We start from the raw sequence: 19,048 nt of genomic DNA, 5'->3' as shown, positions 1-19,048 counted from the left end.
CGTTGTTCGGTCGCGGCGGAAGCCGAGGAAAACGTGATCGAGACCTGCAGCAAGGGGCCTGGAACCCGCCCCAGCAGGTCCGCTCCGCGCAGCCCAAGAAGGCCGGCAAGGGGAGGCGGCTGCCCGGCGAGGCGGCCATACCCTCGTATACCCCGTCGATAGCGGCGCGAAGCATCGACGGGCACCTGTTACGCACCGGTTATGAGGTGTACGCCTGGTACCGGCTCGCGCCGCAGCGCTGGTCGTTCCGGTCGGACTCGCAGCGCCGCGACCTGATCGCGGCCATCGCCGGGCAGTACGCGGAGCTCCAGGGCCGCTGGCTGCACCTGCGCGTGACCAACCGGCCGTACCCGATCCGCATGTGGGCCGAGGCCCACGTGCACAACGCCGTCGGCCGTCCCCAGGACGTCCAGGGCGCGCTGTCCTTCGACGACTACCTCATCGGCGAGCAGCAGCAGCTGATGGGCCGTTCGATGGCCGAAAAAGAGGTTTACCTCGGTGTCCAGGTGCAGACCAGGCGGATGATCGACCGCGCGGTCGAGAGCGCCGCCCCGGTGCTGCGCAAGGTTTTCCCGGAGGCCGTCGACGCCGAGCTGGCCGCGCTCGACTCCGAGGTCGAACATCTCGACCAGGTGATCGGCTCCGCCGGGCTCGAAGGACGTCCGGTGCACGCCGAGGAGATGTCCTGGCTGATGCACCGCTCGTGCTCGCTGGGCCTGCCCGCGCCGCGCAACATGCCCGCGGTCCCGGGCGCCGCCTGGGAGCCCGAGGACCTCGCCAGCTTCACCGACGCGGCGGACTTCCACGCCGAGCCGTACGCGCCGACGGTCACCGTCCGCGGCCGCACCGGGTCGAACGCCGGGGTCTCGCGGCATCTCGCGGTCCTCACCGTCGGCCAGATGCACGGCCTGCAGATCCCCGAGGTCGACGACCCCTGGATCCAGCACGCGGACCGGCTGCCCGCCGCGGTCGAGGTGTCCGCGCGGATCTACGTCCGGCGCCCCGAAGAGGTCGCGGGCGAGCTGCAGCGCCAGATGAACAAGGTGCGTTCGCAGGTCAAGCACTACACCGACGAGCACGAACTGGAGCCGCCGCAGTCGCTGGCGCGCCAGGCGGGCCGGGTGCTGGAGATCGACGACGAGATGACGTCGGGCTTCACCGCGCTGGCCACCCGCGTGCGTTCGTGGTGGCGGCTGGCGGTGTCCGGGCCGACGGAGCGCGACGCGCTGCGCCTGGCCCAGCAGCTTCTCGACCTCTACAAGCCGAAGATCGCCGTCGAGCATCCCGAGGCGCAGTACGCGCTGGCCAGGGAGTTCATCCCCGGCGAGCCGCTGGCCTCGGCGGCGTACATGCGCCGCGGTTCGGTCGTGTGGGCGTCCTCGGCGGTACCGACGGCGACGGCCGAGGTGGGCGACCGCCGCGGCATCCTGCTCGGCGAGACCGTGACCGCGACCCGGCGCCCGGTGGCGTGGGACCCGTGGATGGCGCAGGAGATCCGCGACGGTTCCGGGCTGACGGCGATGGTCGCCGGCCTCGGTGGCGGCAAGTCGTTCCTCGGCGGCGGCATCGTCTACAAGACGCTCCGCGCGGGCGCGCACTGGACGATCCTCGACCCCTCGGGCCCGCTGTCGCGGCTGTGCGACCTGCCCGAACTGCGGCCGTACGCGCGGCCGATCAACCTGCTCAACGCGCAGCCCGGCATCCTCAACCCGTACCGGGTGGTCGCCGAGCCGCAGATCGAGCACTTCATGGACGAGGACGACCCCGAGCGTTCCTGGCGGCGGGAGAAGGCCCTCGCGGGCGCGACGCGCCGTCGTCTCGTGCTCGACGTCCTCACCGGTGTCCTGCCGTACGAGGTCTCGCGGATGGCGCAGACCCGGATCGTGCTGCTGCGTGCCGTCCGCGCGGTCGGCGGCCGGTTCGACGCCGACCCCGGCCAGGTCATCGACGCGCTGCGCCGGGACTCCAGCGAGCACCACGAGCACGCCGTCGTCGTCGCGGACTTCCTCGACGAGATGCGCGAGCGGATGGCGCTGCTCATCCCGGAGACCGACGCGGACCCGTACTCCGAGACCCGCGACGACCGGATGACCGTGCTGACCATGGCGGGGCTGACCCTGCCGAAGGACGGCGTCCCGCGCGAGTACTGGACGGACGCGGAATCGCTCGGCGTCGAGATGCTGAACCTCGCCGCGTGGCTGACGCAGCGGTCGGTCTACGAGAAGCCGAAGGAACTGCGCAAGGGCGTCTGGATCGACGAGGCGTTCTTCCTCTCCGAGGTCCCGACCGGTCGCGTGCTGATGAACCGCTTCGCCCGTGACTCGCGAAAGTGGAACGTCCGGGTGCTGCTGTCCTCGCAGATCCCCGCGGACTTCCTGAAGATCCAGGGTTTCGTGGCGCTGCTGGACTCGGTGTTCGTCGGCCGTCTCGACGACGACGACGCCCAGGCGGACGCGCTACGCCTGCTGAAGGTCCCGGTCGGCGTCGGCTACGAACAGGTCGTCGCGGCGCTGGGCCGCCGTCCCGGTTCGCAACGCGATCTCCAGCGTGACGTCGAGCCGCGGCAGTTCATCTTCGGCGACGGTGCCGGCGGCGTGGAGCGGATCCGCGTCGACTTCTCCGGCCCGCACCTGGAACACCTGCGGCGGGTCATGGACACCACGCCGGGCTCGCCCGACGCCAAACCGTCGAAGCCGGGCAACGAGATCGCGGTCCCGGAGGAGAAGCAGTACGTCCCGACACCACCCGAGGACGACTTCGAGCTCGAAGAAGACCTCGAGCTCGCGGCCGAACTCGAGGTCGGCCTCACCGATGAGCAGATGCTCGGCGCCCCGGACCCGTTGGCGGCCGAAACCGGAGAAGTGCAAGGCGCCGTCCAAAATGGACATAACGGGAACGGGAGTCAAGGCGAGCACGCGCGCGCCGGCAAGGGTGGCACCGGCAGGGACGCCGCATGAACACAGTGCTGACACTGGCGTTCGTGCTCGCGTTCGCCGCCGGCTGGCACGCGCTGCGCCGCCGCCTGAAAGAGGGGCCGCGGCCCGGTAAGACCAGACCGAGCCGCCGGGCGACGATGTTCGTCGTCATGCTGATCCTGGGCCTGCAGGCCGTGGCGACCGCTCCGGCGGCGTCGGCCGCGGCCTGTGGTGAGGCACCGAACCCGGAACGCCCGGGCGCGGGCATGGTCGGCGCGCTCGATCCGCCCGCCACCGCCAAAGGCGAAGGCGGTAGCCCGTACAACGTCTACGGGTACGCGGGACACGTCTGGGACACCTTCGAAACCGACTGCGGCCCGCTGGCAGGCATCACGTCTCCCAACTCGACGATCGACACCTGGGCGGGCAACCAGCTGTTCAACATCGGCAAGAACATCGTCGGTGCCACGAACTCGCTGCACTACACCGTGCTGCAGGGCAGCCTGCTGAGCCCGCTGTACAACGCCGTCAAGGCCGGGGCCGAGAAGGTCTACAACAACATCTACGCCCAGCTGTTCGGCCTGGCCGCGCTGATCATGTCGATCATGTTGTTCCGCAACATCTGGCGCGGCGATCTCGCCGCGGTCAGCAAACGGGCGCTGTACGGGCTCGCCGCGGTCTGGCTTGCCGCGTCCTCGTTGGCGCTGCTGCGGTTCCTCGATCCGATCGACAACGCGATCGTGCAGACCACCACCAACATCCAGGCCGGGTTCATCGACGAGGCCAAGACCCCGCCGCCCACCGAACCGTCGCCGCCCGCGGCGCAACCGTGCCAGGCGACCCCGGAGGCCGTCGCGGCGCGCCAGCCGTGGGACCGGGTCCCGACCGAACTGCATTGCCGGGTCGTCTACGACAACTGGCTCCGCGGGGAGTTCGGCAGCCCGGATTCGCCGCAGGCCATCCAGTACGGCCCGCCCCTGCTGGACGCGCGGGCCTTCACCTGGAGCCAGATCCAGCAGGGCGGGGACGCCGACGCCGCGCTGGTGGACTCCAAGAAGGCGGCGTTCAAGGACATCTCCACCAAACTCGGCCCCGCGACCGGGTACTTCACCGGTGAGGACGGAAGCCGCGTCGGCGCCGGATTCCTTTCGCTCGGCCAGGGAATCTTCTACTCGCTGTTCCAGTTGCTCGCCAAGGCGACGGTGCTGCTCGCCCAGGTGCTGATCCGGATCTTCGTGCTGACCGCTCCGCTGATCGGCCTGATCGCGTTGCTGCAGCCCCAGATCATGCAGCGCATCCTCAAGGTGGTCGGCGCGGTCGCCTTCAACCTCATGGTGCTCTCGGTACTGGCGGGCGTGCACACGCTCCTGCTGGAGGCGATCTTCACCGCGGGGAACTCCTTGTCCCTGCTGACGAAGATGGCGCTGGCGGCCATCATCACCGTCCTGCTGTTCATGGTCGGGCGTCCGGTGCGGCGGCTGTGGCAGATGGTCGAGATGTCCGTCGGCATGGTCGGCGGCGCGATGCCCTCACCGCGCGGCGGGCTCTTCTCCCGCTTCCGCAAGAAGAACAACGAACCGACCCCGCAGGACGCCTTCTGGCAGAACGTCCGCGACACCGACGACGTCGTCGACGGAGACCTTCGCGGTCCCGTGGGCGCGACGGTCGGCGGCGGACGGTTCCGGCCCGAGGCGACGATCTTCGCCAGCTCCCAGCGGCTCGACAACGGTTCCGGCGCCATCCGCCCCGCGGCGGCGTGGTCGGGAGCGCCGTGGCCGGGCGCGGTCGGCGGTGGTGGCGGCCTGCCCGCGCTGCCCGCCGGTGGTGGCGGAGGCGTCCCGGTGTTCGGCCAGTACAACCCGTCCGCGGGCAATCCGGGCGACTCGATGTTCACCTCGGGCGGGCGGAGCCCGATCCAGGTCCCGAGCCGCCGGGTCGACACCTCGCCGGTCGCCGACCGGCGCTGGAGCGACGAACCGGAGCCGGTCGTGGTGCCGTCACGGATGAACTCCGCGGGTGGCGGCTACACCACCCCGGACTATTCGGGTGCCGTGCCGGTGCAGGCGGGGCCGTCGACGCCGCGTCCGCGTCGCGTCGACCCCGAAGTCGTCGCGGGCAAGCCGGTCTTCGTGCTGTACCGGCCTTCGCGCGGGCTGGAGGTCCGCGAGGAAGTCCGGGACACAGACCACGCCGTGGGTCGGTGATCCATGCCGATCCGGACCAACCGCGGCCGTACCGCGGTCTACCGCAGACTGTGGGGCTGGCCGCTGCGCTCGCCCCGGCACCTCATCGGCACGCTGGTGATCCTCGCGGTGGTGCTCACCGCGCTGGGCATCCTGCTGCCCAAGGCCATCGGAAAACCGGGACAGACGGCCAACGGGCCGGGTGCTTCGGCGACGACCACCTCGCGAACCGGCGTCGCGGCGCCGGTGACCGTGACGTCGACCTTGCCGCCGAGGCTCACCACCCAGCCGCCGCCGTCTTCCGCGCCACCTGACCAGGACGGGGTCCGGGTCGCCAAGGAGTGGGTGACGGCATGGGCGAATCATCCCGACGGCACGACGACCGAGCAGTGGCTGAACGGCTTGAAGCCGTACACCACCGAGGAGTACCTCGCCGGGGAAATGACCTCGGTGGATCCCGCGAACATCACCGCGACCAGGGTCGCCGGGGAGCCGCAGGTCGTCTCCTCGCTCGCCGGGTCGATGGAGGTGGAGGTCGCGACGGACGGCCCCAAGGTCCGGGTCACCGTCGTCAAGACGAACCCGGGATGGCGGGTCACCAAGTACACCCAAGCGGGCTGACCCGATGAAGATCGGGATCATCGTCGGCGTGCTGATCGCCGCGGTCTTCGCCGCGGTGGTCACCACGAGCACGGTCACCAAGGTGGTGACCGACCACGTGGAGGCCCAGTCGGGCGGGATCGTCAAGACCTCGTGCGACGCGTCGGTCGGGCCGACCCTGCCGGGGCAGACCGATCGCGGTTCTTCGGACATCAACAAGCTGGACGAGGAACAGAAGGGGATCGTCGCGCTGATCATCTCGATCGGCAAGCAGCGCACACTGTCCCCGCGCGCGTGGCAGGTGGCGATCCAGGCCGGGATGACCGAGTCGAAACTGCGGAACCTGACCTACGGCGACCGCGACTCGCTCGGCATCTTCCAGATGCGGCCGTCGATGGGCTGGGGCACCGTCGCGCAGGTCACCGACCCGCCGTACCAGGTCAACAAGTTCTTCGACGTGCTGCTCGCGGTGCCGGACTGGGAGAACATGCGGCCCGGCGACGCCGCCCAGCGTGTCGAGCGGTCCGGTTTCCCCGACCGGTACCACAACTGGGAGCCGATGGCGGCGCTCCTCGTGCAGAACGAGGGCCAGATCGTCGACGTCGTCGGCTGCGGGACGAGCGTGGGCAGTGTCGTGCCGCCGAGCCAGGCGGCCGCGCAGGCCATCAAGTTCGCCCTCGCCGAGCAGGGCAAGCCGTACGTCTGGGGCGCCACCGGTCCGAACAGCTATGACTGTTCCGGCCTGATGCTGCGGGCCTACGAGTCGGCGGGGATCATCATTCCGCGGGTTTCGCGTGACCAGTACAAGGGCGGCGCGATGCTGCCGGTGCGTCAGGCGCAGCCGGGTGATCTGCTGTTCCTCGCCACCGTGCCGTCGAACCCGGCGACCATCCACCACGTGATGATGTACCTGGGTGACGGCAAGATCGTCGAAGCGCAGCAGACCGGGGTGCCGGTGCACATCCGCGACTTCTCCTTCGACGAGGCCGAAGTGGTCGCGCAGGCGGTCCGTCCTGGCGTTTAGCATGGTGAAAGCGTGGTATCGCGATCGCGGGACCATCCGATTCACCCGAAGTGGCGGCCTGTCCACCGGCGAGCGGCCGCACACTGGCAGAGGATGAAGAACGTGGCACGGAAATTCGGAAGGCGAGGCAAGCCCGCGGCGGGGAACGGCCCGGAGGTCGATCCCCGCGATCTCTTCGGCACCGCCCAGCCCGCGCGGCAGGCGGCGCGGCCGGCGTCGAGCACGCCGCTGGCCGATCAGCTGAACCAGGGCTGGCCGGGCGTCGACCCCGGTTACGTCGTGTTGCCGCGTTCGCTGGCCGAGGGGATGTCGCTGCCCTGGCAGCAGCAGATGGCCGCGTTGCTGGCGCAGTTCCACCAGGAGAACGGCAGGCTCGCCTGGCCGATCTACCGTGTCGTCCCGTCGCGTTACGAAAAGCTCGTCGACCTCGACGAAGAGCAGCTGGCGGAGGCCGGCTACCTGGTCGAGATGGACACCGAAGGCGAGATGATCTACCGCGAACGCAGTGGGCGGAAGGTCGAAGATCCGGCGAACACCACTGTGCTCGTCTCGTGCCTGGACCCGATCCCGAAGCCTTCGCAGCGCCAGGCGCCTCCGCCGCCTTCGCAGGCCGCGCCGCCCGCGACCGGGCAGCCGCCGCGTGCTCCGGCGCCGATGAACATCGGACCCGCGCCGGTGTGGCGTACGGTCGCGCCGCCTGCCGGGCCACCTGCTCCGCCGTTGCCGGGCAATCACGGGGCTCCGCAGGCTCCCGCACCTCAAGCCCCTGCACCTCAGGCGGCCCAGACTCCTGCACCCCAGGTGCCCGCTTCTCAGCAGGCGCTCGCGCCTCAGCCGCCGGTGTCCCAGGCACCCCCGACCCAGCCGCCGCCTCCGCTGCCCCAGCCCAGCCGGATGCAGCCACCGCCGGTCAGCGCCCCTCCGGCCACTCCGGAGGTCCCACCCGCCGCGGCGGGCCAGGCCGAGCCGGAGCCGCCCGTGAGCCCACCCGACCCGCCGGTCACGGCGCCGCCGTCGGCCGCAATGCCGGCGTCACCCCCGCAGGGGATTCCCGTCGCGCCGGAACCGGCGACCCCGCCCCGTGGTGTGCCGATGCACCGGGGCTGGTTCGACGAGCTCGCCGAGAACGTGCCGGAAAGTTCGAAGGTGGATCCGCCCGAGGGTGGCGAGTTCGGTCCGACCGGCGATCCCACGGAGATCCCCTACCGCTATCGCAAGTGATGACAGGACGTCCCGGTGATGTCAGGCTTGACGTATGTCGAGCGACCCGAACCCGGATCAGGGCTGGTACTTCAACACCAAGACGAACCAGGTCGAGCACCTGGAACGAGGCCGGAGCATCGACCTCCTCGGCCCGTACCCGGACGAGGCGACGGCCAGGCGCGCCCTGGAAATCGCCAAGGAACGCACGAAACAGGCCGACGCCGAAGACGCCAAATGGAGCGGCGACTGACCCGCACCAGGCCCGCACTCACGTGATCAGCGACGTGACTCGCGTGATCGAAGCCGGAACTCGCGTGATCAGCGGCGGAACACCCGAGTCACGCCTCCAATCACGCGAGTCACGTCCCTGATCACGCGAGTCACGCCTCCGCGCACACTGCGATCAGGCGTCCTGACCGGCGAGGGCCGGCCCCAGCATGAACTCCGGGTCCACCTGGGCCGTGAGGTCTTCCCCGGCCCGTCCGCTGCCCCACGCCCGCGCGTTGCGCAGGTGGAACTCGACGCCCTGCCGCTGGTAGCGGGCCCAGTCGCGCCGTTCGCCGTCGACGGTCGCGAGCATCGAGCCCAGTGTCCCGAGGTTGTGCGCCTCGAGTTCGCCGATCGGGCGCGCGCGACCGCGTTCGGCGGCGCGGACGTGCCGCGAGTTCTCCATCCAGCCCAGCAGGGCGTCGCCGACCTCTTCGCGCAGGAACTCGATGTCCTCGTCCTCGGTCACCTTGTTGCCCACTACGACCAGCCGCACGCCGAAGTCCCGCGCGTAGTCGGCGTACTGCCGGTACACGCCGACGCTGCGCACGGTCGGCTCGCACACCAGGAACGTCACGTCGAACCGCGTGAACAGACCGGACGCGAACGCGTCGGCCCCCGCGGTCATGTCCATCACGACGTACTCGCCCGCGTCGTCGATCATGTGGTTCAGCAGCAGTTCCGCCGCGCCGACCTTCGAGTGGTAGCACGCGACGCCGAGGTCGTCCTCGTCGAACTGCCCGGTGACGCCGAGCCGCACGCCGCCGAACTCGCGGAAGCACGCCTCGAAGATCGGGTTGTCCTCGAACGGCCGGACCAGCCGCGACCCGCGCCCCGGCGGCGTCGTCTTGATCATCGAGGCCGCGTCGGCGATCCGCGGGTTGTCGCCGCGCAGGTACTCCTTGATCAGGCCCATGTTGTCGCCCAGCGTCGGCCACGCGATGGCCTCTTCCTCGCTCGCGCCGAGCGCGACGGCGAGGTGCTGGTTGATGTCCGCGTCGATCGCCAGCACCGGTTTCCCGCCGCCTGCCAGGTACGCGGTGAACAGCGACGCCAGCGTGGTCTTGCCGCTGCCGCCCTTCCCGACGAACGCGATCTTCACGCCACGGCCCTTCCTGTCGTTTTGAAAAGGGTATCGGTTTTCATTTCGATCCGTAACGTACACCCGACCGGCCCGCACCCGAACGGGCGATCAACGGCGCCGGATCGGGATAGGGTTGGGTGGTGCCTCCACTCGTGATCAGGACACATGCGGCGGGAGGGGACTTCGGTCACCTGCGCGCCGAGTTCGTGCTGCCGGAGTCGTTCGGGCCCGACGTGCTCGCCGAGGCGGAGGCGGCGGTCGTCGACCCGCTCGAGTCGGCCGGGGAACGCGAGGACGCCACCGGTCTGCCCTTCGTCACCATCGACCCGCCCGGCGCCAAGGACCTCGACCAGGCGGTGCTGATCGAACGCGTCGACGGCGGCGGCTTCCGGGTCCACTACGCGATCGCCGATCTGGCCGCGTTCATCCCGCCGGGTGGCGCGCTCGACAAGGAGGCACGCCGCCGCGGGCAGACGCTCTACCTGCCCGACGGGAACGTCCCGCTGCACCCGCCGGTGCTGTCCGAGGGCGCGGCGAGCCTGCTGCCGGGGGAGACCCGGCCCGCGGTGCTGTGGACCATCGACGTCGACGCGAACGGCGAGCCGACCGCGACCAAGGTCCGCCGGGCACTGGTCCGGTCCACCGAGCAGTTCGACTACGAGACCGTCCAGGCCTCCATCGACGCGGGCGACCCGCATCCCTCGGTCGCCGCGCTGCCGGAACTGGGCCGCCTGCGGCGCGAGCTCGCGATCCGGCGTGGCGCGGTCGAACTGCAGTTGCCGGAGCAGGAGATCAGCGGTGACCCCGACGGCGGCTGGGCGCTGATCCAGCGCCCGCGCAACGACGTCGACGCGTGGAACGCCGAGATCTCGCTGCTCACCGGCATGGCCGCGGCCGAGATCATGATCGACGCGAAGATCGGCGTCCTGCGCACGCTGCCGCAGCCCGACCCCGAGGCGGTCGAATGGCTCGGCCGGTCCGCGCAGGCGCTGAACATCGACTGGCCGGAAGGCAAGAGCGTGTCGGAGTTCCTGGCCGCGCTCGACCCCGGGCAGCCCGCGTCCATGGCGCTTTTCGCCGACACCACAAGGCTTTTGCGCGGCGCCGGGTACACCGCGTTCGACGGTGAGCTGCCGGAGCTGACGACGCACGCCGGGATCGGCGGCGCGTACGCCCATGTCACCGCGCCGATCCGGCGGCTGGTCGACCGGTTCGCCACCGAGATCTGTCTCGCGGTGAGCGCCGGCCGCGAAGTGCCCGAGTGGGTGCGCGCGGCGCTTTCGGAGGTGCCGGAACAGATGTCGGCGTCCGACACGCTGGCGGCCAAGGTCGAACGCGCCACCATCGACCAGGTCGAGGTCTGGGTGATGGCCGAGCACATCGGCGGCGAGTTCAGCGCGATCGTGCTGCGCGCGGAGGAGACCAAGGCCGAGATCCTGGTCGAGGATCCGCCGGTGATGTCCAAGTGCACCGGCGAAAAGCTGCCGGAAGGCGAGCGGATCCGCGTCCGGCTCACCGCGGTGGACGTCGACAAGCGGAAACTGTCGTTCGAGCGGGCATGATCGACGACCTCGGCGAAGTCGTCCCGCTGCGCGAACCGGCGTCGCGAGTGGTCTCGCTCGTACCGTCGCTGACCGAGGCCGTCGAAGTGAGCGCGCCGGGACGGCTCGCCGGCGCGACGGACTACTGCACCCACCCGGTCGATTTGGACGTCCCGCGGGTGGGCGGCTCGAAGTACCCGAACGTCGACAAGGTGCTCGAACTCGAACCGGATCTGGTGCTGGCCAACTCCGAGGAGAACCGGCCGGAGGACGTGGAACGCTTACGCGCCAATGGAATCCCGGTCTGGGTGATGGAGGCGTCGGCGACCGTGCCCAGCGCGCTCGCCTCGATCCGGAGGATCCTGACGCAGGCCTACGACCTCGCCGAGCCCGAGTGGCTCGTCGAGGCGGAGGAGATCTGGCGGGAGACGGTGCCGGAGCGGTTCCGCGCGGTCGTGCCGGTCTGGCGGAAGCCGTGGATCGTGCTCGGCCGGGACACCTTCGGCGGCGACGTGCTGCATCGCGTCGGAATCGGCAACGTCTACGCGGACCACGAAGAGCGTTACCCGCGCCCGAAGCTCGACGAGCTCCAAGCGCGCTTCGCGGCCGAAGAGGCGAACCTGCTCGTGTTGCCCGACGAGCCTTACGAGTTCACTGCCGACGACGGCCCCGAAGCGTTCCCCGGCACGAAGCACGTTCTGGTCTCCGGTCGCTACCTGACCTGGTACGGCCCTTCGCTCGTCGAAGCGCACGCCCACCTCACGCATTTCGTCCTCTGAATGCGGTAGTAGCGCATCCAGAGGACGAAATGCGGGGCGTCAGAGGGTCAGGCCGGTCAGGACGGTGACACGCTCTTCGGTGAAGTCCGCCATCGCCGACGCCGGGCCCTCGCGGCCGACGCCGGAGTCCTTAACTCCGCCGTAGGGCATCTGGTCGGCGCGGAAACTCGGCACGTCGCCGACGAGCACGCCCCCGACCCGCAGCTTCGCGGACACGTCGAACGCCGTCGGCAGGTCACGCGTGAACACGCCCGCCTGCAGGCCGAAGCGCGAGTCGTTGATCCGGCGCACGCCGTCTTCCACCGAGTCCACCCGGGTGATCGACACGACCGGCCCGAAGACCTCGTCGGCCATCACCGACGCGTCCTCGGGCACGTTCGCGAGCACCGTCGGCTCGACGGTGGCGCCGTCACGCTTGCCGCCGGTCAGCAGTTCGCCGCCCGCCTCGACGGCCGCCGTGATCCACGATTCGACCCGGGAGGCGGCGGCGGTGTTGATCAGCGGCCCGACGTCCACGCCGTCCGCCCGCGGGTCGCCGGTCCCCAGCGCGCGCACCTGCTCCAGCACCTTCGCCTGAAGCTCTTCGTAGACGTCGGCGTGCGCGTACACACGCTGCACCGAGATGCACGACTGACCGGCCTGGTACATCGCGAACGTCGCGATCCGCTGCGCCGCGAAGTCCAGATCCGTCCAATCAGGACAGACGAGCACCGCGGCGTTGCCGCCGAGTTCGAGCGCGACGTGCTTGCGCGGCACGCTGTCCCGGATCCCCCAGCCCACCGGCACGGAACCGGTGAACGACACGACCGGCAGGCGCGGGTCGGCCACCAGCTTGGCCGATTCCTCGTTGCTCACCGGGAGGATCGACCAGCTGCCGGCGGGCAGCTGGGTCTCGGCGAGGATCTCGCCGAGCAGCAACGCGGTCAGCGGCGTCGCGGGCGCGGGCTTGAGCACGATCGGCGCGCCGACCGCGATCGCCGGCGCGACCTTGTGCGCCACCAGGTTCAGCGGGAAGTTGAACGGCGTGATGCCCAGCACCGGGCCCTTCGGCACGCGGCGCACCAGCGCGAGCCGTCCGGTGCCGCCGGGGTCGGTGTCGAGCCGCTGCAGGTCACCGGAGAACCGGCGGGCCTCCTCGGCGGCCCAGCGGAACGTCGACGCCGCGCGCCCGATCTCGCCGCGAGCCCACTTCAACGGCTTGCCGGACTCGGCGGTGATCAGCTGTGCGATCTCTTCGGACCGCTCACCCAAAACTCGGGACACGTGGTCCAACGCGCCCGCCCGGACGTGCGCGGGCAGCGTCGCGAACTCGTCCTGGACGTCGTGCGCGGCCTGGACCGCGGCTTCGATGTCCGAAGTGGACGGAACGTGGTGCGACCCGGCCTCGCTTCCGTCGAAGGAGTGACGGACGACGACGGTCTCGTCGCTGGTGACCGGCTTTCCGGCTACCCAGTAAGGGAAGGTGGTCACTTGGAGGCCTCCGTGCGGACAGCGTGCTCCAGGACCGTCAGGCCCTCGTCGAGCAGTTCGGTGGACAGGGACAGCGGCGGCAGCAGACGGACGACGTTGCCGTAGGTGCCGCAGGTGAGGACGACGACGCCCGCCTGGTGGCAGGCCTGCGCGACGCGTTTGGTCAGGTCGGCGTCGGGTTCGGTGGTGCCCGGCTTCACGAACTCGGCGGCCAGCATCGCGCCGCGGCCGCGGACGTCGCCGATCACGCCGGTCTCCTCGGCCAGCGCGCGCAGCCGCGGCAGCACCGTGTTCTCGATGCGCTTCGCCGACGCCGCGAGGTTCTCCTGCCGCATGATCTCGATCGAGCCGAGCGCCGCGGCGCACGCGATCGGGTTACCGCCGTAGGTGCCGCCGAGCCCGCCCGGACCGACGGCGTCGAGCAGTTCCGCGCGGCCGGTGACGGCGGCGAGCGGCAGCCCGCCCGCGATGCCCTTGGCGGTGGCGATCAGGTCCGGCACGACCTCCTCGTGCGTGGACGCGAACCACTCACCGGTACGGCAGAAGCCGGTCTGCACCTCGTCGGCGACGAACACGACGCCGTTTTCGGTGCACCAGCGGGAAAGCGCGGGAAGGAAACCCGGGGCGGGCTCGATGAAACCGCCTTCACCCTGCACCGGCTCCAGCACGACCGCCGCGACCTGGTCGCCGCCGATCTGCTTCTCGATCCGGTCGATGGCGATCCGCGCGGCCTCGGGTCCGGACAGACCGTCGCGGTACGGGTACGACCCCGGCACCCGGTAGACCTCGGGCGCGAACGGGCCGAAACCGTGCTTGTAGGGGATGGACTTCGCGGTCAGCGCCATCGTCAGGTTGGTGCGGCCGTGGTAGGCGTGGTCGAACACGACGACCGCCTGACGGCCGGTCGCGGCGCGGGCGATCTTCACCGCGTTCTCGACGGCTTCGGCGCCGGAGTTGAACAGCACCGAACGCTTCTCGTGCGTACCCGGCGTCAGCTTGTCGAGTGCTTCGCACACCTCGACGTAGCCCTCGTACGGCGTGACCATGAAACACGTGTGCGTGAACCGGCCCGCCTGCTCGCGGACGCGGTCCACGACGGCGGGGGCGGCGTGGCCGACGTTGGTCACCGCGATACCGGAACCGAAGTCGATCAGGACGTTGCCGTCGGCGTCGGTGAGCAGGCCGCCTTCGGCCGAGGTGACGTAGACGGGCAGCACCGAGCTCACGCCGGCGGCGACGACGGCCGCGCGTCGTTCCTGCAGGGCGCGCGAGGCGGGGCCGGGGATCTCGGTGCGCAGCCTGCGCTGCGTTGCGGTGGTGGCGGTCACGGCCAAACTCCTGCGGACGCGAGGGACGGTGGTCGCCCTCCAGGATGGGAGCCGCGCCGGGTGTCGTCAGCTCGACATCTTGTCGATATCGAGGCGTAGAGTTGGACAACATGGCACTGACGCTGGCCGCCCTCGCGGCGGAACGCCCGCTCGGCCTGCGGGTGCGTGCGGCCGAGGCGGCGCTCGACCGGGCGATCGGCTGGGTCCATCCCACCGAACTGACCGATCCGCAGGCCTTCCTCGAAGGCGGCGAACTGCTGCTGACCACCGGCCTCGCCCTCGACGAGACCACGTCGCCCGAGTACATCCGGCGGCTGGTCGACGCGGGTGTGGCGGGGCTGGGTTTCGGGGTCGGCCTCAGCCACGAAAGCATCCCTCAGTCCCTTGTGGACACCGCCGAAGAGGTGGGGCTCCCGGTGCTGGAAGTGCCGAGGAAGACGCCGTTCATCGCGATCACCCGCGCGGTTTCGCGTGCGGTCGCCGCGGACGAGTACGCCTCGCTCGTGCGCACCGGCAAGGGGCAGCAGGAGCTGACGAGGACCGCGGTCGGCAAAGGCGGTCCCGGCGGGGTGGTGCGGAAACTGGCGAAGCTGGTCGACGGCTGGGTGCTCCTGCTCGATTCGTCCGGTGCGGTCACCGAGGCTTCGCCTTCCGCGCGGCCCTTCGCCGACGAACTCCAGGACGACTTCGCGCGGCTGCGCGCGGGCACGCTGGTGACGGTGCTGGGGGAGTACGAGGTCGTCCTGCAGACGCTCGACACACGCGCGCGGGGCGTGCTCGCCGTCGGCACCCGCGAGCCGCTCGACGCCGCGGGGCAGCACATCGTCAATACCGCGGTGTCCTTGCTTTCCCTTGCCCTGGAACAGAACCGTGAGCACAGCGGGGCCTTGCGGCGGCTGAGGTCCGGGCTGTGCGACCTGCTCGCCGCGGGGCAGGGCGAGCTCGCCACGCGGACGATGAAGTCGCTCTGGAGTGGTGTCCCGGAAGCGCCGTGGTCCGTGCTGGCCGTCGCCGGACCCGCGAGTGCGCGACGGTCGCTCGCCGACGCGCTCGACGCCGAAATGGCGGGGGAGAGGGTGTTCTTCGGCGAGTCCGGCGCGTTCGTGCTCGCTTTCGGCGACGTGGAGGCGGTCACCCGGCACGCTTCCCGGATCGGCGGCTTGCACGCCGGGCTGTCCGAACCCGTGTCCACTGTGGACTTTCCGGCCGGGCTGCGGCAGGCGAAACAGGCGGCGGAAGCGGCGAAGGCCGAGCGGTCCCCGCTGGTCCGGTTCGCCGAACACGCCGGACGCGGCTTCCTGGAGATCGTCGATTCCCAAGCGGCGCAAGCGTTTTCGGACAGCTTGCTGGCGCCGCTGCGGCAGCACGACGAAACCGGCAGGGGAGAGCTGGTCGCCTCGCTGACCTGCTGGCTCGAACACCACGGTCACTGGGATCTGGCGTCCGCGCGGCTCGGCGTCCACCGGCACACCTTGCGCAACCGCATGCGCAAGGTCGCCGAACTGACCGGCCGCGACCTCGATTCCCCTGGCGTGCGCGCCGAATTCTGGCTCGCGCTGCAGGTCAGCGCTCGGACCTGACCAACGCGATCGGCGAGTCCCCGCAGCGCCGCAGGTGTGTGCCGGTCTCCGTCGTGACCGGCTCCGCGCCGGCGGACCACCACGCCGGGACGTCGACCTCGCGGACCAGCGAGCCCGTCGCCTGCCGCGCGTTGTTCGACACGATCACCCTGCCCTGCGCGTTGACCAGCGCCGCACGGCCGCCGAGGGCGCGCAGCTTCGGCTGCAGCAGGCGCTCGACCTCGCGCACGTAGATGTCCGCGCCGACGACGCCCGCGAAGGCCCCGTCACGCTGGACGGGGACGGTGAAGGTCAGCGTGTATTCGTCGGTGCAGAGGTAGTCGACGTACGGGCCGTTGATGTGGCGGCGGCCGGTGTCGCGCGGGACGGTGAACCACGACTGCCTGGTGTAGTCCAGGAAGTTCTCGCTGTCCGGATCGAGGCCGATGACCAGTTGCACCGGCTCGGCGTCGCCGGTCTCGGTCCACCATTCGAAGCCGAATTCCTGATCCGCCAGTGCGTTCGGCGCGCTGATGAACCCGGCGCCGACGACCAGGCCGCCGAGGACCTCGAAGACCTGCGGCCGGAGACGGGTCAGGTCTTCCGCGGTGGCATCGGCGGATGCGGCCAGGAGCCCCTCGGCGCCGGCCAGTACCGGCTTCAGTCGGCCGAAGACGTCTTCGACCAGGGCGGATACCTGTTCGACGACCTCGGAACCGGCGGACGGTGTGTCGTTCACGATGCTCACCTCGGATGCGCGGATGTCGCAGCTTAAGGGGCCAGAAGGTCTAAATGCACGTCCGCCAGCCGGTCTATCGCTTCGAGGATGTGCTCCTCGGTGAGCTTCCTGGCCAGCTCGCCGTCGCCCTGTGCGATGGCGGCGGCGATCGCGCGGTGTTCGGCGTAGGCGTTCTCGCGGGTGCCGTGCGGTTCGAGCGGCAGCCAGAGCAACCCGCCCCGCTCGCTCTGCAACTGCACTTCTTCCCTGGTCAGCCGTGGCGATTGGGCGGCCGCGGCGACTTCGAGATGGAACTGGCGCTCGGCGCGCGACGCTTCCGCGCCGGTGGCGGTGCGGATGTCCTCGGTCGCCAGCTCGAGCCGCTCGATGTCTTCGGGCGAACTACGCTCGGCGGCGAGTTTGGCCGCCGCGCCCGCGATGGCGAGGTAGTGATCGCCGACGTCGCGAAGCTCGGACAGCGAGACCGTGCGAAGGCGCTCTCGCCACGAAGCGGCCGAAGGGTTGGCAGGCGTCTTCACGAAGCTTCCGCCGCCTCGGCCGCGTCGCGTCTCGACAAGGCCCTGCTGTCGCAAGGCCACGAGCGCTTCGCGGACCGTCACGGTGGAGACGCCGAACTGGGCGGCCAGCTCGGCTTCGCTCGGCAGCTGTTCCGAATCGGCCAGCAGCCCGAGCGTGATGGCGTCGACCAGCCGCGAGGTGACCGCTTCCGCCCGGCCGATCTGGTCGAGCGGAGCGAACATCGCTGATCGCGCGCTGTGCGACATCCCCTTACGCATGGTGGCCCTTCGCCCGTACCGCTACCCGATGGAACCAATCTTGCACCATCGTCTTGTCATTTAACCTATGGACTTATATGTTTTAGCTCCCGCGCCGCCCCACAAGGGAGCAAGGGACCTTTGCCACCACCTCACGCCACCAGGCCCCTGGAGGTCTCGTGCAGCAGTTGAAGCACTTCATCGGCGGTGAGTACACCGGATCCGCGTCGGGCAAGGTCGCCGACGTCGTCGATCCCGTCACCGGCCGCCCGTATTGCACCGCCGCCGTCGCCGGCCCCGAAGACGTCGACCGCGCGCTCAAGGTCGCGGCCGCCGCCTTCGAAACCTGGCGCGAGACCACACCCGCGCAGCGCCAGCTCGCGCTGCTGAAGATCGCGGACGCCGTCGAGGCCCGCGCGGACGGCCTCGTCCTCGTCGAATCGGCGAACACCGGCAAGCCGGTCGCGCTCACCGCGGCGGAAGAACTGCCGATGATCGTCGACCAGTTGCGGTTCTTCGCGGGGGCCGCGCGTGTCCTCGAAGGACGGTCGGCGGGCGAGTACATGGAAGGACATACCTCTTTCGTCCGCCGAGAACCGATCGGCGTGTGCGCGCAGGTTACGCCGTGGAACTATCCGCTCCTCATGGCGGTCTGGAAGATCGCGCCCGCGCTCGCCGCGGGGAACACCGTGGTCCTCAAACCGGCCGACACGACGCCCGCGTCGACCCTTCTCTTCGCCGAGATCTGCGCCGAATTCCTGCCACCCGGCGTACTCAACGTGATCTGCGGCGACCGCGAAACCGGGCGGGCGCTCGTCGAGCACGAGATCCCCGCGATGGTGTCCATCACCGGTTCCGTACGAGCCGGGATCGAAGTCGCCGCTTCGGCCGCGAAGGACGTTAAGCGCGTACACCTCGAACTCGGCGGTAAAGCGCCCGTAGTCGTCTTCGCGGACGCCGACATCGAAGCGGCCGCAGAAGGTATCGCCGCCGCCGGCTACTTCAACGCGGGCCAGGACTGTACGGCGGCGACGCGCGTCCTGGTCGCCGACGAGGTCCACGACACCTTCGTCGCGGCTCTCACCAGGCAGGCGCGGGCGACCACCACCGGCAAACCCGGCGACACATCGGTCACCTACGGCCCCCTCAACAACGCCGCCCAGCTCGATCGGGTCGCCGGTTTCGTCGACCGGCTGCCCGCGCACGCGATGGTCCACTGTGGAGGCAAGCGGCATGGGGACGAGGGTTACTTCTACGAACCGACGGTGATCTCCGGGGTCCGTCAAGACGACGAGATCAGCCAGACGGAGATCTTCGGCCCGGTCATCACCGTGCAGCGCTTCGAGACCGAAGCCGAAGCGCTCGCCGCGGCCAACGGCGTCGAGTACGCGCTCGCTTCGTCGGTGTGGACCACCGACCACCAGCGGGCGATGCGGCTGGCCGGGAAGCTCGATTTCGGCTGCGTGTGGATCAACACGCATATCCCGCTGGTCGCCGAAATGCCGCACGGCGGCTTCAAGAAGTCCGGCTACGGCAAGGACCTCTCGCTCTACGGCCTCGAGGACTACACCCGCGTCAAGCACGTGATGAGCGCGCTGTGA

15 protein-coding genes are annotated in these 19,048 nt (G+C 70.2%); 10 read left to right on the top strand and 5 right to left on the bottom strand.

Annotated elements, in window-relative coordinates:
- Nucleotides 1–2: 2 nt before the first annotated feature.
- From ACSMFO_RS35385 to ACSMFO_RS35360, 6 genes are all read left to right on the top strand, one after another.
- Nucleotides 3–2,957: an ATP-binding protein gene (locus ACSMFO_RS35385; RefSeq protein WP_395871684.1), complete on the top strand. Its 2,955-nt coding sequence runs from the start codon at nt 3–5 to the stop codon at nt 2,955–2,957.
- A complete protein-coding gene (locus ACSMFO_RS35380; protein ID WP_436461983.1) occupies nt 2,954–5,119 on the top strand; it encodes a magnesium transporter in 2,166 nt (721 codons plus the stop codon). The genes ACSMFO_RS35385 and ACSMFO_RS35380 overlap by 4 nt, the downstream gene beginning before the upstream one ends.
- A gap of 3 nt (nt 5,120–5,122) precedes the next feature.
- Complete coding sequence (locus ACSMFO_RS35375; RefSeq protein ID WP_436461982.1) at nt 5,123–5,719, top strand: hypothetical protein; 597 nt, start codon at nt 5,123–5,125, stop codon at nt 5,717–5,719.
- A gap of 4 nt (nt 5,720–5,723) precedes the next feature.
- On the top strand, nt 5,724–6,722 hold the full coding sequence (locus ACSMFO_RS35370) for a C40 family peptidase (protein WP_038518851.1): 999 nt from the start codon (nt 5,724–5,726) through the stop codon (nt 6,720–6,722).
- A gap of 102 nt (nt 6,723–6,824) precedes the next feature.
- On the top strand, nt 6,825–7,943 hold the full coding sequence (locus ACSMFO_RS35365; RefSeq protein ID WP_436461981.1) for a hypothetical protein: 1,119 nt from the start codon (nt 6,825–6,827) through the stop codon (nt 7,941–7,943).
- 34 nt (nt 7,944–7,977) lie between these two features.
- A complete protein-coding gene (locus tag ACSMFO_RS35360) occupies nt 7,978–8,175 on the top strand; it encodes a hypothetical protein (RefSeq protein WP_125680358.1) in 198 nt (65 codons plus the stop codon).
- 153 nt (nt 8,176–8,328) lie between these two features.
- Here ACSMFO_RS35360 and ACSMFO_RS35355 read toward each other — a convergent pair whose 3' ends face one another.
- Nucleotides 8,329–9,294: an AAA family ATPase gene (locus ACSMFO_RS35355; protein WP_436461980.1), complete on the bottom strand. Its 966-nt coding sequence runs from the start codon at nt 9,292–9,294 to the stop codon at nt 8,329–8,331.
- Between the two features lie 134 nt (nt 9,295–9,428).
- Between ACSMFO_RS35355 and ACSMFO_RS35350 the strand changes: the two genes are divergently transcribed.
- Nucleotides 9,429–10,838, top strand: a complete 1,410-nt coding sequence (locus ACSMFO_RS35350; protein WP_436461998.1) for an RNB domain-containing ribonuclease — start codon at nt 9,429–9,431, stop codon at nt 10,836–10,838.
- Entirely contained in the window at nt 10,835–11,596 is a 762-nt protein-coding gene (locus tag ACSMFO_RS35345; RefSeq protein ID WP_436461979.1) for a helical backbone metal receptor, read from the top strand. The genes ACSMFO_RS35350 and ACSMFO_RS35345 overlap by 4 nt, the downstream gene beginning before the upstream one ends.
- A 39-nt stretch (nt 11,597–11,635) precedes the next feature.
- Here the strand turns inward: ACSMFO_RS35345 and ACSMFO_RS35340 are convergent, their stop codons facing one another.
- Nucleotides 11,636–13,066, bottom strand: coding sequence for an aldehyde dehydrogenase family protein (locus tag ACSMFO_RS35340; RefSeq protein ID WP_360125961.1), 1,431 nt, complete (start codon nt 13,064–13,066; stop codon nt 11,636–11,638).
- Nucleotides 13,063–14,394, bottom strand: coding sequence for a 4-aminobutyrate--2-oxoglutarate transaminase (gabT, locus tag ACSMFO_RS35335; protein WP_436461978.1), 1,332 nt, complete (start codon nt 14,392–14,394; stop codon nt 13,063–13,065). Before gabT ends, ACSMFO_RS35340 begins: the two co-directional genes overlap by 4 nt.
- A 110-nt stretch (nt 14,395–14,504) precedes the next feature.
- On the opposite strand from gabT, the gene ACSMFO_RS35330 reads away from it, so the two are divergent.
- The gene (locus ACSMFO_RS35330) at nt 14,505–15,974 is read left to right on the top strand and encodes a PucR family transcriptional regulator (protein ID WP_436461977.1); all 1,470 of its coding nucleotides are present in this window, start codon (nt 14,505–14,507) and stop codon (nt 15,972–15,974) included.
- Here the strand turns inward: ACSMFO_RS35330 and ACSMFO_RS35325 are convergent.
- Complete coding sequence (locus ACSMFO_RS35325; RefSeq protein WP_436461976.1) at nt 15,958–16,692, bottom strand: PDC sensor domain-containing protein; 735 nt, start codon at nt 16,690–16,692, stop codon at nt 15,958–15,960. The genes ACSMFO_RS35330 and ACSMFO_RS35325 overlap by 17 nt on opposite strands.
- Before the next feature lie 32 nt (nt 16,693–16,724).
- The gene (locus ACSMFO_RS35320; protein ID WP_038518834.1) at nt 16,725–17,468 is read right to left on the bottom strand and encodes a FadR/GntR family transcriptional regulator; all 744 of its coding nucleotides are present in this window, start codon (nt 17,466–17,468) and stop codon (nt 16,725–16,727) included.
- Nucleotides 17,469–17,626: 158 nt separating this feature from the next.
- Between ACSMFO_RS35320 and ACSMFO_RS35315 the strand changes: the two genes are divergently transcribed.
- On the top strand, nt 17,627–19,048 hold the full coding sequence (locus ACSMFO_RS35315; protein WP_436461975.1) for a gamma-aminobutyraldehyde dehydrogenase: 1,422 nt from the start codon (nt 17,627–17,629) through the stop codon (nt 19,046–19,048).

It is taken from the genome of Amycolatopsis sp. w19 (genome assembly GCF_051373225.1).
Taxonomy (GTDB): Bacteria; Actinomycetota; Actinomycetes; order Mycobacteriales; family Pseudonocardiaceae; genus Amycolatopsis; species Amycolatopsis japonica.
Note: the sequence above shows the minus strand (reverse complement) of the source record. Positions and strands in the feature narration are given on the sequence as shown.

Excerpts from the sequence above, each read along its gene's own strand:
- ACSMFO_RS35380 (WP_436461983.1), top strand. The coding sequence starts at position 2,954 with ATGAACACAGTGCTGACACTGGCGTTCGTGCTCGCGTTCGCCGCCGGC.
- ACSMFO_RS35375 (WP_436461982.1), top strand. The coding sequence starts at position 5,123 with ATGCCGATCCGGACCAACCGCGGCCGTACCGCGGTCTACCGCAGACTG.
- ACSMFO_RS35370 (WP_038518851.1), top strand. The coding sequence starts at position 5,724 with ATGAAGATCGGGATCATCGTCGGCGTGCTGATCGCCGCGGTCTTCGCC.
- ACSMFO_RS35360 (WP_125680358.1), top strand. The coding sequence starts at position 7,978 with ATGTCGAGCGACCCGAACCCGGATCAGGGCTGGTACTTCAACACCAAG.
- ACSMFO_RS35345 (WP_436461979.1), top strand. The coding sequence starts at position 10,835 with ATGATCGACGACCTCGGCGAAGTCGTCCCGCTGCGCGAACCGGCGTCG.
- ACSMFO_RS35330 (WP_436461977.1), top strand. The coding sequence starts at position 14,505 with ATGGCACTGACGCTGGCCGCCCTCGCGGCGGAACGCCCGCTCGGCCTG.
- ACSMFO_RS35320 (WP_038518834.1), bottom strand. The coding sequence starts at position 17,468 with ATGCGTAAGGGGATGTCGCACAGCGCGCGATCAGCGATGTTCGCTCCG.